We start from the raw sequence: 14,906 nt of genomic DNA, 5'->3' as shown, positions 1-14,906 counted from the left end.
CTCACTGTCTCAAATATGGAACAAAGCGTCCAGCGTAGTTTATATGGTAATTTACCCATTAACAAAGTTATATTTACGGGCTAATAAAATTTTTCAGAGGCTATATAAGCAGAGGATCTAAGGATGACCAGCAAAAAGCAGCCCGCTAACAAGACCCAAGTACTATCGGCTGACCCACTTTTCTTACAAGCTGAACACTTGGCTAAAGATTTTTCATTATTTCCTGCTCATAACAAGCAGAGTTTATCTGAAGAAGTGAAAGGACTATTAACAGAAGATACCATTCAAGCTAACTTGAAAAGTTTGGCATCTTTAGACGTTGATGGTTATGTCAATAAAGTTATTCAACCAACGTTGGATAAAAACCGCCCAGGGGCGAAGCGTATGATCGCTGACTTAAAAGGCAAAATTATTGCCGAAAGTCATATCGGACCGTTTTATCGTGCTGAAGTGGAACTTAATTTTGGCACTCGTACACGCCGTATCGGTTTTATTGCGCAAGAGCGTACGACCGCAAACGGTGCTTGGATGCCAGAGCATCATCTTGCAGCATGTAAAGCAATTCGTCACTTCGCTGAATTGTGTATGCCAATCGTATATTTAATTGATACTCCTGGTGCTGATGCTGGTGAAGTTGCCAATAGTCAAAACCAAGCGCATACCATTTCTAAAGCCATTGCTGAAAGTGCTAACGTTGATGTGCCTACTGTCGGTATTGTGATTGGTGCAGGCTATTCAGGTGGCGCTATTCCATTAGCAGCCGCCAACATTTTACTATCTGTACGAGACGGTATTTTCAATACTATCCAGCCACAAGGCTTACAAAGCATTGCGCGTAAGTACAACTTGTCATGGCAAGAATGTGCTAAGTCTGTTGGCGTATCACCAGAAGAGTTGTATACCGCCGGTTGTATTGACGGCATTATCGATTTTACGCCGTCAGATAAAGATGAACGCCAGCATAATTTACGTCGTGCGATTATCAGCTCTATTGAAGCTGTTGAACGCGCTGCGATGAATTTTGTACGTGATTCTACAGATTTAAAAGAGCACTACGATAGAAGTTTGCAGCGTTTCTTATCGCCTTCGGCTAACTTACTTACGCTCGAAAACAATACTCGTTTATCTGTCGCCAATAACCCAACGATGTACCACAATATTTTTGGTAGTGCCTATCGTTATTTGCGTTACTTGACCTTGCGCAGTCGTATTCATTCAATTACACAAGACCAATATGGTCGCTTGTCAAAAGTGAGCGTGCCTGAAGGTGATTTGTTAGCGCGTATTAAACAAGAGCAAGAGCGTGTATTCCAAGCGTGGTTAACTAACCCTGATAAGTTAGTTTACGATGAAGAGTTAAATAAATTATGGGGTACGTTTAGCACTAAACGTAAAGAGATTTCTACCGAACGTAACGTGATTACGCGTTTTATTTTGGGTGAACCTAAAGAGAACTACAAAAAAGCACGTAAAGCATTGTTATTTAACATCGGTTGGTCGTTATATCATCGTTGGAAAAGTAATGCGGCTAACAACTTCAATGGTTTAATTAAGTATTTAGAGTCGCTGCCTAAGTCTGCGACCCAAGCTCCATGGCCAGAACTTAATCAGCTTACTGTGCTGGACATTGTTGTTAATGATGAATTACGTGAAGACTTTATTTGGCAGTGTCACAACGTGCTTATCTTCAATGCGTTATATGACAATGTAGTGGGCAGTTTGGCGTCAATTTCCAAAGAAGCCATGATGTCTAAAAGTTTGTCTCGCGAGTCAGTGGATAAGTTACTTCATAAAGCGATTGATAACGCAATATCGAACAGTGATAACGCTAACGATAAGAACAAGTTCTATAAGTGGCTTAAATACTTTATGGATCAATCGAATCGTGCCGAACTGTTAACACGTGTAGAGCAATGGAAGAGTGTGGGTTTCCCACAATTGAACGATTCGCTTTTTGTTATCCTAACTTACTTCTTTGAACGCTTGTTACCTGAGTACTTTGATAGCGAAGACGATCATGATAAGTACACTGGGACAATTAACCCTGTACGTATTGGCCGTCGTAAAGATTTCTGGAACCGTTTAACGATGGGTTACCAGGATTTACTGATCCAAAAAGTACTTCGTGAAGAGAAAAAGAAAGGCAAGATGGGCTGGGAAAGTGTTGTCAAACAGTTCTTTACTAAGTTTGATGAAATTGATGCCGACAAAATGTCAGCTAACATGCTTAACTTCCCTGGTTTCCGTTTATCAATTGAAGATGCTATCGATAAAAAGATCCGTCCTTGTGGTTTAATTACTGGTCTAGCTGATTTTAATAATAATGGTAGCAAGTTACGCGTAGGTGTTGCGGTTTCAAATACGGCCTTCCAAGCCGGCGCATTTGATATGGCCAGTGCTGAAAAATTCAGTTCACTACTGATTGAATGTGCTAAACGTAAATTACCGGTTATTTGCTTTATCAGTTCTGGTGGTATGCAGACTAAAGAAGGTGCAGCAGCACTATTCTCTATGGCTGTTGTAAACGACCGTATTACCCGCTTTATACGTGATAATGAATTACCTGTGTTGATGTTTGGTTTTGGTGATTGTACTGGTGGTGCTCAAGCTAGCTTCGTGACGCACCCTTTAGTGCAGACTTACTATTTGTCAGGCACCAATATGCCATTTGCTGGACAAATGGTAGTACCTGCGTACTTACCGTCAACAGCAACTTTATCGAACTACTTATCTAAAGTACCTGGTGCGATGACAGGGTTAGTTCATAATCCGTTTTGCGAGACCTTAGATACTCAGTTGTCTGGTATTGACCCACTTATGCCATTACCGACAATGAAGATTGAAGAAGTGATCGGTAAAGCCTTGTCTACTCTTGTACCTGAAGTCGTTGAGTTAGAAAAAGTCATTGTACAAGATGATCCTCGTGCGTTGATGAAGCCAATTCATAAAGTGTTAATACATGCTCGTGGTTGTACGGCGGTTAAATTAATCCGTAAAGCACATGACAACAATATTAATGTTGTATTGGTTGCCTCAGATCCTGACATGACATCTGTTCCTGCAGACATGCTTAAAGATAGCGATAAGCTTGTGTGTATTGGCGGTAATACTTCAGATGAAAGTTACCTTAATGCTTACTCAGTATTAAAAGTAGCTGAATATGAAGATGTTGATGCGTTACATCCTGGTATCGGTTTCTTATCTGAAAGCCCGCAGTTTGCAGCGTTATGTGTTAACAACGGAGTTAACTTTGTTGGCCCTAGTGTGTATTCAATGACCACAATGGGTAACAAATCTAATGCCATTCACACCTCTCAAGCGCAAAACGTACCCGTTGTGCCAGGTAGCCACGGTATTTTGAGTAATGCCGAGCAGGCGGTGAACGTAGCGTCAGAAATTGGTTATCCAGTACTATTAAAAGCGGTACAAGGTGGTGGTGGTAAAGGTATTCAGGTTGTTAAACGCCCTGAGGACATGATTAGCTTCTTCCAGAGAACCGCAACAGAAGCCGCTGCTGCATTTGGTAATGGTGATTTGTATTTAGAGAAATACGTTACATCATTACGCCATATTGAAGTGCAATTACTGCGTGATAAGTTTGGTAATACTAAAGTATTGGGTATACGCGACTGTTCAGTACAACGCAATAACCAGAAAGTGATTGAAGAATCTGGTTCAACTATGTTGCCTGAAGAGCTTAAGCAACGTGTGATGGAATACACTCGTGCGTTAGGTGAGGCGACCGATTATATGGGCGCAGGCACTGTTGAGTTTATCTATAACTTAGATGCAAACGAAGTGTACTTCATGGAGATGAATACGCGTCTTCAAGTTGAACATCCCGTCACTGAAGCAACATCAGGTATTGATATTGTTAGTGCGCAGTTTGATATTGCTGCAGGTCGTTCAATTGAAAAACTGGAACCGGTTGACCAAGGTTACGCCATGGAAGTGCGTGTGACTGCAGAGAAAGCGGCGCTTGATAGTCAAGGTATTCTTCAGCTTATTCCTAATCCAGGTAACATTACTGAATGTGTATTGCCTCAGCGTGATGATGTTGAAATTATTTCGATTGCAGCAACAGGCAAAGAAGTGTCGCCATACTATGATAGCTTGATCGCACAGATCATCATACGCGGTACTGATCGTGCTGACGTAGTAGCTAAAATGTATGAGTACCTCGATAGCGTTGTGATTAAAGGTATTGCGACTAACATTCCATTATTGAAGCTTATCCTTAAAGATCCAACGTTCAATGAAGGTGTGTATGACACTAACTACTTACCACGTTTAATGGCTGAGTTAGATATTCCTGCACTGATTGCTGAAATGGAAGCGGCTGCTGAAACCATTGGCGTTGATACTGAATCATTACGTGTTGGTGAGAGTAATGAACTGAAAGTATTGGCCCAAGGCGCAGGTATTTTCTATACATCTCCAGCACCGGGTGAAGCAGACTTTGTTAAAGAAGGTGATATTGTCACGGTTGAACAAACATTGGCATTGATGGAAGCGATGAAGATGTTCTCTCAACTTACGTTAGCAGGCTTTAATCGTCAAACAGGTGTGTTATATCCTGAAGATCAAAAGTATCGCATAGAACGTATTCTCAATAGTAATGGTCAGCAAGTATCACAAGGTGATTTACTGTTTGTTATATCGCCAGTCGAAGCGTAATACGTTAGATTGATTATTAAAAAAATACCCACCTTTTGGTGGGTATTTTTTTGTCATACTTTCGTATGTTGTAATACACTCAACATTGTATACACTTTTTCGTTCAACTATTTTATTAGAATTGTTGGATCATACTATTGAGAGAATTGAGTTGGCTTGGCTTCTCTAAAGTATTATTGATTACGCTTTGGATATTGATTAATGGAATCGACACTAAGCATGCTCATGCTTCGGTGGTGGATAGTCAATCCATCGTTAATTTAAAAAATAGTAATGTCGTACGATATTGTGTTGATCCTGATTGGTTACCTTATGAAGCCATTGTTGATGGTCGTCATACTGGAATTTCATCTGATTATTTAGCTTTATTAGCACATTATACCAATCTGACTTTTGTGTTAGTCCCCACTTCGTCTTGGCGACAGAGCCTGGAATTACTCAAACAGGGTGAATGCGAACTAACGCCCATTTTAAATCAAACGCCTAAACGTGACCAATATCTATCCTTTAGTCAGGTCTTTTTTAAATCACCAAATGTATTGGTGTCACTAAAATCTCAACCATTTTTACAAGGGTTTGAAAATATCGGCAACCGCTTATTAGCCATCCCCAAAGATTATCGCTTAGTCGAGTATGTACAACGGTATTACCCCAGCCTTAACACCATATTAACCAGTAATGAACGGCAGGGATTAGAAAAAGTCGCTAATGGTGAGGTAGACGTATTTGTCGGATCGATGTTTTCGGTTAATGCGTATATTCAGCAACAGGGATTAACATCACTTAAAATTGCAGGTTGGGGTGGTCCTGAAGATGAGTTACGCATAGGCGTTATCAAGGCAAAAAAAACTTTGTTACCGCAGATTAATGCTGGTCTAGCAAAAATCACTCAAGCTGATCATAATGCTATTTATAAAAAATGGCATAATATTACCGTCATTGAAGACATTGATTATAGTGTTGTTATCCAAGTTGGTACTGTACTTGGGATGCTTATTCTATTCTTACTTTATCGAACGATTTGTGTGAGTAAGTACAATGTCCACTTAGAAAAAAACAATAAGCAGTTACAACAATTGCATTTAGAATTGGAACAAAAAAATAGCGATTTGGATTTTTTAGCTCAACACGACCCATTGACAAAACTATTTAATCGTCAATATTTTAATCAAACCTTTTTAGATGATCCTAGGCAGCCTCAACAGAACAAACAAGTAAACAATAATATTAGTTTGGTTGTTATTGATATCGATTTTTTTAAAGCAATAAATGACAAGCATGGACATACTGTTGGTGACAAGATATTAGTTCAAGTTGCACAAGTGTTACAAGCATCGGTGAGAGATCTGGATGTTGTTGCAAGGTGGGGCGGTGAAGAATTTGTGGTGGTGTGTCAGCATGTAGCATTGCACGATGCTACCGAACTTTGCCAACGAATTACTGATGAACTTACCCACTTCCATTTTTACAATAATATCAAAGTGACCTGTAGTTATGGTATTGCCCTATTGAAGGACAATGAACCGATTCAAGCTTGTTTTGAACGTGCCGATGGGGCTTTGTTTAAAGCCAAGCAGTCTGGGCGTAATCAATATTGTAGCGCCTGATAAAATTATTTTGATTAATGTGTATACTCTTTTTCGTCACTGGTCTTATTCGATAATAAGAACATAGTGGGCATCGCGGCAAACTCATATTCATCATAAAATGCACCTAAAAATGCTATTTTAGGTATTTAACCTCAAATTTAACATTTTCAGGGTAAAATAACGTGACGGCTAAAAAATAATCTATTATTTTTAGTCGTTTGTTTTATATGTAATTCTAGTCATTAATATCGATTTTTTGAGCTAAAAATAAATAAATATTGCACCAGCTATTTGCGCCCAGCAAGGTTCCAATTTACAATATGCGCCTTAATAACCTGATGTGCGGTGTGTCGGTTCTTTTTCGCATGCTCCGTCTACTTCTTAAACTAATCATTAAAGTTGAATCATGACCGAATTATCCAAATACAGAAACATTGGTATCTTCGCTCACGTTGACGCGGGTAAAACCACGACCACCGAGCGTATCCTTAAGCTAACCGGTAAGATCCATAAGATCGGTGAAGTACATGATGGTGAATCAACCACAGACTTCATGGAACAGGAAGCTGAGCGCGGTATTACCATTCAGTCAGCAGCAGTAAGCTGTTTCTGGAAAGGCTACCGTTTTAACGTTATTGACACTCCAGGCCACGTTGACTTTACAGTTGAAGTTTATCGTTCGCTAAAAGTGCTTGATGGCGGTATCGGTGTATTCTGTGGTTCAGGCGGCGTAGAGCCTCAGTCAGAAACTAACTGGCGTTATGCTAACGATTCTGAAGTTTCGCGTATCATCTTCGTAAACAAATTAGACCGTATGGGTGCTGATTTTTTACGTGTTGTTAAGCAAACTAAAGACGTATTAGCGGCTAATCCTTTAGTTATGGTTTTACCAATCGGTATTGAAGACGAATTCATTGGTGTTGTTGACCTATTAACTCGCGAAGCTCACGTTTGGGACGATACTGGTTTACCTGAAAACTTCACAATTCAGCCTGTACCTGCTGACATGGTTGACTTAGTTGAAGAATACCGTGAAATGTTAATCGAAACTGCTCTTGAGCAAGACGATGACTTATTAGAAGCTTATATGGAAGGTGTTCAACCATCTATAGAAGACGTTAAGCGTTGTATCCGTGCCGGTACTCGTACAATGGCTGTGTTCCCAACATATTGTGGTAGCGCATTCAAAAACAAAGGTATGCAGTTACTACTAGATGCCGTTGTTGATTATTTACCTGATCCAGTTGAAGTTGATCCACAACCTCTAACTGACGAAGAAGGTAACGAAAATGGTGAGTTCGCTATTGTTGATGTTGATGCGCCTTTCAAAGCATTAGCATTCAAAATCATGGACGACCGTTTTGGTGCATTAACTTTCGTACGTATCTATTCAGGCCGTATCAAGAAGGGTGACACCATCCTTAACTCGTTTACCGGTAAAACTGAGCGTATTGGCCGTATGGTTGAAATGCAAGCTGATGAACGTAACGAACTTGAATCAGCACAAGCTGGTGACATTATCGCTATCGTGGGTATGAAGAACGTGCAAACTGGTCACACTTTATGTGATCCTAAGCACCCTTGTACTCTTGAAGCCATGGTATTCCCTGAGCCAGTTATTTCTATCTCTGTAACGCCAAAAGATAAAGGCGGAAGTGAGAAAATGGGTATTGCTATCGGTAAAATGATTGCAGAAGATCCATCTTTCCGCGTTGAAACTGACATTGATTCAGGTGAAACCATCCTTAAAGGTATGGGTGAACTTCACTTAGACATTAAAGTTGATATTCTTAAGCGTACTTACGGCGTAGACCTAATTGTTGGTGAGCCTCAAGTTGCTTACCGTGAAACTATCACGAAAGAAATTGAAGATAGCTACACGCATAAGAAACAGTCTGGTGGTTCTGGTCAGTTTGGTAAAATTGATTACGTTATTCGCCCTGGCGAGCAAAACACTGGTTTCACTTTCACCTCGAAAGTTGTTGGTGGTAACGTACCTAAAGAATTCTGGCCTGCTGTTGAGAAAGGTTTCAAGAGCATGATGAATACCGGTACTATCGCTGGTTTCCCTGTGTTAGACGTTGAACTTGAACTTCAAGATGGTGCTTTCCACGCAGTTGACTCGTCAGCTATCGCGTTCGAAATCGCTGCTAAAGGTGCGTTCCGTCAATCTATGCCTAAAGCCGGTGCACAACTTCTTGAACCTATCATGAATGTTGACGTATTCAGCCCAGATGACAACGTTGGTGACGTAATTGGTGACCTTAACCGTCGTCGCGGTATGATTAAAGATCAAAATGCTGGTGTTACAGGTGTTCGTATTAAAGCTGACGTACCGTTATCAGAAATGTTCGGTTATATCGGTTCATTACGTACAATGACTTCTGGTCGTGGTCAATTCTCTATGGAATTTGCTCACTACGCACCATGTCCTAACAGCGTAGCTGAAAAAGTAGTTGCTCAAGTTAAAGAGCGTAAGGCTGCTGAAGCTAAGAAGTAATTCTAGTTTCGATTTGCTGATAAAAACCGTTGCTTAGGCAGCGGTTTTTTTATGCCTTAATTTTATGATATCAGCACTAGACTTTAATACTGATGGGATAAATATTATTTATGACTGTTTCTACTAAGTGTTAATAATGCGTTTGCTGGTGGGGTTAACGGCAGGTTTTCACGCCATATTAATGCTAAGTCCCATGTCATTGCTGGTTGCATCGGTTTAAATACTAACTTGTTATTGGTTAATCGTTGGCAAATGGGTTCGGGTAAAATAGCCACGCCTAAGTTAGCTTCAACCATGGCTGCTATAAAGTCCCACTGACCGCTTCGAAAAGCAATATTAAGTTGTACACCAGCTTTACGACTTAAGCGGCGTATTAATTTAGCCAATGAAAAGTCTTCATTATATAAAATAAAAGGATAAGACTCGAGATCTTGCCAGCTGATTTCAGCTTTGTCACTTAACGAGTGGCCTTCAGGCAAGCAGGCAAGCATAGGGTGCTTAATGAGTAGTTGATTGGCTAGCTCTGTTTTGTGAGTCGTTGGAAGCGCTGTGAAGGCAATATCAAGGCTGTTATTAATTAATGCTTGCTCACACCCAAAACCACCGTATTCATACATTTGCATTTCGATACCTGGGTATTGCTTTCTGTAGGTTGTGAGTAAACCAATAAATAAACTACTCATCATTGGGCATATCCCAAGCCGTAAGCGTCCAGTTTTTAAACCACTAAGATTACTAATATCTTCTTGAAGTCGATGCCAATGGCCTAAAATTTCTCGAGCACTTTGCTCAACGAGATGCCCTGCTTGAGTTAACTCAACCTTTTGGTTGTTCCTAACAAGCAATTGTTCACCCACATCGTGTTCTAAACGTTGGATTATTTTTGTTAGAGTCGGTTGGGTCATAAAGCATTTTTGCGCTGCACGGGTAAAGTTTTCGGTTTCAACTAAAGTTAAAAAACTCTGCAAGTTCTTTATTGGGATGTTCATGCTTAAATGGAATCCAGTCTATTATGATTATTCATTTTACCTATGAAGCATAAAGGATTACTTTGAACTCGTTAACGAAATGGAGCCATGGCAATGAAATCAACTTCAAGTTTATGGGTTGGCGCATTATGGGAAGCGGCGATGCCAGTGAAGCATGAGATGTTATCATCTAATGTGTCACAAACAGCTGCTGCATCGAGTACACAGCCTATTGAGCAAAAATCTCAACCAATAAACCCAGCTTAAGCTGGGTTTTTGCTGTTTTATACCCCTCTTGTCATTAGTCTGTATGTACCTTCGCTTGAGGAGTATTGGTATACTCACTACGTGTTATTGTCGCTTTTTATTCAATCTTCTAATTTCCCTATTAAGCAGGTAAAAAAAAGCCACTTACAATGCAAGCGGCCAAAATAGTCATGGGGGGGAAGTTGACTAATTGAAGGTGTTTTCTACCAATTGCTGTTTATTCTCAGCTTGAGGCACATGGCACTGATCGCAAAAATAATACATGCCTTTTACAGTACCTTTGTCGTCCATCACGTGTGATTTATCGACTGGAGTCGCTTTCATGCGCTTAGCTTTATCCCAACTGTGACAGCTTAAACAACCATTTTTATCAGTCGTAATTGAGTAAGTTGCTTTATGTGGAATAATGGGTGGTTGATGTACAAACGTGCGTTCAATTGCTTTACCACGTGTTGGGTAAACTGGCATCTCGTCTGCAGGACGTACTTCTGTCACTTGCGAGTCACCCGCAAGAGAAGATAGTTTTACGGGTTCAGGGTTTGCATGTGCTTGTTGACCTGAGTAAGCGCTAATCGCTAGCATCACGGCTGCTAAAGTGATTAATTTTTTCATAACTTGCTCTCCACCTTAAGAGGAATTCTGTTCGAATTATTTGAATTAAATCGGTTGGTATATTGGAATACGCGCGGTGCACAAACATCAATACAGCGGCCACAAAGAGTACAGTCACTATCGAGTATAAATGGCTGAATACTGCCTTTTTTTAACACAGGTTTTAACACCTGACGTTCTGGGCAAACAGTAAAACAATCCATGCAGTTATTGCATGCTTCAGCTCGAATAGCGGCTATTTTTATTGGGCTAACTTTGCCTATCAGTGAAAATAATGCCCCCGTTGGGCACAGGTGGCTACACCAAGCTCGTTCAACCACAAAGGTGTCGAGCAAAAAGATAACCGCTAATACCCATAGCCCGCTGCCTGCGCCAAATAATATTGCGCGATAGACGACGGGGACTGGATTTAGCCATTCCCACACTGTAACACCAGTGAGTATAGGTAATATCAACACTAATCCAAGCATGTAATAACGCAGATTTTTTGGTATTTCACTGGTGCGAGGCAGTGAAAATTTCCGTCTAATCCAGCTGGCTAAATCGGTGACAATATTAACTGGGCATACCCAGCTGCAAAACACTCTTCCGCCAAGTAGGGCATAAATCCCGACTATGATAACCGCGCCGAGTAACAGGCTTATTTCGGGCCAGTGGCCGCTCATAAGCACTTGTAACGTTACTAACGGATCGCTTAATGGAATTGTGTCCAACAGTAAACTGGTTGAGAGATTTCCCTTAAGGAGCCATAAGCCCAAAAATGGACCAATGGCAAATAAGCTCAGCACACTCAGTTGCGATATTCTGCGTAAAATGAGGAAACGATGTGCCCCCCACCAACCAAGTTCGTTGACTGCAGCATTGGCAAAACGTGTTGCTGATTTTGGGCTATTGCTATGTTTTATATTCATAATGATAGCCCCTTATTTAGCATCTCAAGTGTCGTTTCTTCGGTGTGTTGATAAGTATCATGAGCAGCAGCCTTACCCATTGCAATATGCCTTGGTAATACTTTTATCACTGCTTGTTCTGTCACGCAGGCATGTTCACATTTACCACATCCGGTACACAAATCTGGATTGATGGTAGGTAAAAACATCGCATGGTGATCGCTCTTTTCATTGCGTTGCAGTACTAGAGTGATGGCTTTGTCTATTAACGGGCAAACCCGATAACAGACATCACATCGCAAACCTCTAAAGTTAAGACAATTTTTCTCATCTATTAAGACTGCTATTCCCATTTTTGAGTCGTCAATGTTATCTAGTTTTTGGTCAAGCGAGCCGCTAGGGCAGGCTTTAACACAAGGGATATCATCACACATTTCGCAAGGGATATTACGCGCAGTAAAATAAGGCGTACCCGTTGGGGCTCCATCAAACCAGCGTGCTAGTTTTAAGGTATCGTAGGGGCAAGCCTCTACGCATAAGCCGCAGCGAACACACGCTGAGAGAAAATCGTCTTCTGGCAATGCGCCGGGCGGACGAATAGCAAATGGGTCAAGTGGACGAGATTGAGTGGAAACAGTTGTTAACCCCAAACCGACCATACCCATTACACAACTGGCTTTCGCCGTTGTAGCAAGAAACTGTCTACGGTTGACACCGTTTACACTTGCTAGTTTGCTATTAATTTTGCTCATGATATTGCGTTCCATTTATGCACTTGGGTATTGATTAAGCCTTCATTACTTTTACTGGACACTTCTTAAAATCGGTCTCTTTTGACAAGGGATCAGTAGCATCGAGTATTAGCTTGTTGACTAGTTGGCGCGCATCAAAAAACGGCATAAAGACTACGCCTTTAGGTGGCTTGTTACGGCCTTTGGTTTCAACACGAGTTTTAACTTCACCACGAGGAGACGCTACGACAACTTCATCGCCACGTTGTAAACCTCGTACTTTTGCATCTTCTGGGTGCATAAAGATTTGAGCGTCAGAATAAGCGCGTTGAAGTTCAGGTACACGAGCTGTCATTGAGCCAGTGTGCCAGTGCTCTAATACTCGACCCGTTGACATCCAAAGATCATATTCTTTGTTTGGCTCTTCTGCAGCAGGCTCGTAAGGGAGGGCGAAAATAACCGCTCTACCGTCTGGCTTACCGTAGAAATTAAATCCTTCACCCGCTTTTACGTACGGATCACTTCCTTCGACAAAACGACGCAGGGTTTCTTTACCATCAATAACAGGCCAGCGTTTACCGCGGTTTTCATGGTAGTTATCGAAGGCGTCTAAATCGTGACCATGGCCGCGACCAAATTTAGCGTATTCTTCAAAAAGACCTTTTTGCAGATAAAAACCAAAGTGTTCACTTTCGTCGTTATATGCACCTTTGCACTGTTCTTTAGGATATTTGTTTACTTCACCGTTGGCGAATAAGATATCGTAAAGTGTTTTGTCAGCATTTTCTGGTTGCTTGGCAATTAGTTCAGCAGGCCATACTTCAGATACTTTAAAGCGCTTTGAAAACTCAACTAGCTGCCATAAATCTGATGTAGCCCCTTCAGGTGCTTTGACTTGCTGGTGCCAAAAATGGGTACGACGTTCTGCGTTACCATAAGCACCTTCTTTTTCTACCCACATTGCCGTTGGTAAAATTAAGTCTGCAGCCATTGCGGTTACTGTTGGATATGGATCTGATACCACGATAAAGTTTTCTGGGTTACGGAAACCTGGATAAATTTCATCATTGATATTTGGGCCTGCTTGCATGTTATTGGTACACATGGTCCAGTAACAGTTTAGCTTGCCATCTTTCAACATACGGCTCTGTTGCACCGCGTGGTAACCAGGTTTAGGTGGAATAGTACCCGCTGGAACTTGCCAAAGTTTTTCGGTAATTTCACGATGTTTAGGGTTTTTAACCACCATATCTGCTGGTAAACGGTGTGAGAATGTTCCCACTTCACGTGCAGTACCACAAGCTGATGGCTGACCTGTTAGAGAGAACGGGCTATTGCCTGGGGTGGCTATTTTCCCTGTTAATAAGTGGATGTTGTAGAGCATATTATTTGCCCATACACCACGAGTATGTTGGTTAATACCCATAGTCCACAAACTCATCACTTTTTGTTTAGGGTCGGCATATACTTTGGCTAGCGTGATAAGGTTTTCAACTGCAACACCGCTCATTTCTGATGCGTATTCAACAGTATAAGTACTGACAAACTTAGCATATTCTTCAAAGGTAATTGGCTTAGAACCACCATTACCAGAGTTTTTAGCTTTCTTTTCTAGCGGATGTTCTGGGCGTAAACCATAACCAATGTCGGTAACACCTAAGGCAAAGTTAGTATGTTTGCTGACAAAGTCTTTGTTCACTGCATCGTTTTGAATAATGTAGTTAGCGATGAAGTTTAGGATCACAAGGTCAGTTTGTGGCTTGAAAACCATTGGGTTATCAGCTAAATCAAAGCTGCGGTTTTCATAGGTAGAAAGTACATGTACACGTGCATCTTTATGGCTTAAACGACGGTCAGTTAAACGAGCCCATAAGATTGGGTGCATTTCTGCCATGTTAGCGCCCCAAAGCACAAAATTATCACCGGCTTCGATGTCATCATAACAACCCATTGGTTCATCAATACCAAAGGTACGCATAAATCCACCCACGGCAGATGCCATACAATGGCGAGCGTTAGGGTCGATGTTGTTAGTCAAAAAGCCCGCTTTGTGAAGTTTAGACGCGGCATAACCTTCCCAAACTGTCCATTGGCCAGAACCAAACATACCGACAGAAGTAGGGCCTTTTTTAGCAATACTGGCTTTCCATTTTTCGGCCATAGTATCAAAAGCAACATCCCAGCTTACTGGAGTGAAATCACCTTCTTTATCATACTTACCATCTGTCATTCTTAGTAATGGCGTGGTTAAACGGTCTTTGCCATACATGATTTTTGATAAGAAGTAGCCTTTAATACAATTCAAGCCTCTGTTAACAGGGCTTTCTGGATCGCCTTTAGTAGCGATCACTTTGCCATTTTTGGTGCCCACTAATACGCTACAGCCTACACCGCAAAAACGACACGGGGCTTTATCCCACGTGACATCGCTCTTGCCTTCTGCTGCTTGAACTATGTTGATGGGAATAGCGATACCCACTGCCGATGCTGCTGCGGCAGCGGCGTTGGCTTTTAAAAACTCGCGACGGCTTATGCTCATGGTGTTCCTCACTCTTAGAATGTTTACTTAGTGCGTGATAGTCATTGGAGGTGACGTGATAGAGTGAGTCTAGTCCTTACAATCAACATGGGTATACCTCCGAATGGGTATAGTGATTAATAGTTGTGCAAGG

At 41.3% G+C, this 14,906-nt stretch carries 9 protein-coding genes; 4 read left to right on the top strand and 5 right to left on the bottom strand.

Translation table 11 applies throughout. From position 1 onward, the window contains the following. The first annotated feature begins 123 nt into the window (after positions 1–123). The 3 genes from FCN25_RS06685 (at position 124) to fusA (ending at position 8,766) form a co-directional block, all read left to right on the top strand. Positions 124–4,677: a biotin carboxylase N-terminal domain-containing protein gene (locus tag FCN25_RS06685; protein ID WP_137223145.1), complete on the top strand. Its 4,554-nt coding sequence runs from the start codon at positions 124–126 to the stop codon at positions 4,675–4,677. A gap of 137 nt (positions 4,678–4,814) precedes the next feature. After that, positions 4,815–6,284: a diguanylate cyclase gene (locus FCN25_RS06680; protein ID WP_137223143.1), complete on the top strand. Its 1,470-nt coding sequence runs from the start codon at positions 4,815–4,817 to the stop codon at positions 6,282–6,284. Between the two features lie 388 nt (positions 6,285–6,672). Next, positions 6,673–8,766 (top strand): elongation factor G, encoded by a 2,094-nt coding sequence (gene fusA / locus FCN25_RS06675; RefSeq protein WP_137223141.1) that lies wholly within the window; start codon positions 6,673–6,675, stop codon positions 8,764–8,766. A 104-nt stretch (positions 8,767–8,870) separates the two neighbouring features. Here fusA and FCN25_RS06670 read toward each other — a convergent pair whose 3' ends face one another. After that, the gene (locus FCN25_RS06670; protein ID WP_137223139.1) at positions 8,871–9,755 is read right to left on the bottom strand and encodes a LysR family transcriptional regulator; all 885 of its coding nucleotides are present in this window, start codon (positions 9,753–9,755) and stop codon (positions 8,871–8,873) included. 93 nt (positions 9,756–9,848) lie between these two features. Between FCN25_RS06670 and FCN25_RS20900 the strand changes: the two genes are divergently transcribed. Continuing rightward, positions 9,849–10,001, top strand: coding sequence for a hypothetical protein (locus tag FCN25_RS20900; RefSeq protein ID WP_175405804.1), 153 nt, complete (start codon positions 9,849–9,851; stop codon positions 9,999–10,001). A gap of 186 nt (positions 10,002–10,187) precedes the next feature. On the opposite strand, the gene FCN25_RS06665 is transcribed toward FCN25_RS20900, so the two are convergent. From FCN25_RS06665 to napA, 4 genes are read right to left on the bottom strand one after another with little or no spacing between them, the layout of a single operon-like run. Then, entirely contained in the window at positions 10,188–10,613 is a 426-nt protein-coding gene (locus FCN25_RS06665) for a nitrate reductase cytochrome c-type subunit (protein WP_137223137.1), read from the bottom strand. Beyond that, a complete protein-coding gene (napH, locus tag FCN25_RS06660; protein WP_137223135.1) occupies positions 10,610–11,524 on the bottom strand; it encodes a quinol dehydrogenase ferredoxin subunit NapH in 915 nt (304 codons plus the stop codon). Before napH ends, FCN25_RS06665 begins: the two co-directional genes overlap by 4 nt. Continuing rightward, on the bottom strand, positions 11,521–12,255 hold the full coding sequence (gene napG / locus FCN25_RS06655) for a ferredoxin-type protein NapG (protein ID WP_137223133.1): 735 nt from the start codon (positions 12,253–12,255) through the stop codon (positions 11,521–11,523). Before napG ends, napH begins: the two co-directional genes overlap by 4 nt. Before the next feature lie 34 nt (positions 12,256–12,289). After that, a complete protein-coding gene (gene napA, locus FCN25_RS06650) occupies positions 12,290–14,773 on the bottom strand; it encodes a nitrate reductase catalytic subunit NapA (protein WP_137223131.1) in 2,484 nt (827 codons plus the stop codon). Between the last annotated feature and the right edge of the window lie 133 nt (positions 14,774–14,906).

Origin of the sequence: Shewanella sp. MEBiC00475, from assembly GCF_005234075.1 — a bacterium.
Taxonomy (GTDB): domain Bacteria; phylum Pseudomonadota; class Gammaproteobacteria; order Enterobacterales; family Shewanellaceae; genus Shewanella; species Shewanella polaris.
Note: the sequence above shows the minus strand (reverse complement) of the source record. Positions and strands in the feature narration are given on the sequence as shown.

Excerpts from the sequence above, each read along its gene's own strand:
- FCN25_RS06670 (WP_137223139.1), bottom strand. The coding sequence starts at position 9,755 with ATGAACATCCCAATAAAGAACTTGCAGAGTTTTTTAACTTTAGTTGAA.
- napG (WP_137223133.1), bottom strand. The coding sequence starts at position 12,255 with ATGAGCAAAATTAATAGCAAACTAGCAAGTGTAAACGGTGTCAACCGT.
- FCN25_RS06685 (WP_137223145.1), top strand. The coding sequence starts at position 124 with ATGACCAGCAAAAAGCAGCCCGCTAACAAGACCCAAGTACTATCGGCT.
- fusA (WP_137223141.1), top strand. The coding sequence starts at position 6,673 with ATGACCGAATTATCCAAATACAGAAACATTGGTATCTTCGCTCACGTT.
- FCN25_RS06665 (WP_137223137.1), bottom strand. The coding sequence starts at position 10,613 with ATGAAAAAATTAATCACTTTAGCAGCCGTGATGCTAGCGATTAGCGCT.
- napH (WP_137223135.1), bottom strand. The coding sequence starts at position 11,524 with ATGAATATAAAACATAGCAATAGCCCAAAATCAGCAACACGTTTTGCC.
- napA (WP_137223131.1), bottom strand. The coding sequence starts at position 14,773 with ATGAGCATAAGCCGTCGCGAGTTTTTAAAAGCCAACGCCGCTGCCGCA.
- FCN25_RS20900 (WP_175405804.1), top strand. The coding sequence starts at position 9,849 with ATGAAATCAACTTCAAGTTTATGGGTTGGCGCATTATGGGAAGCGGCG.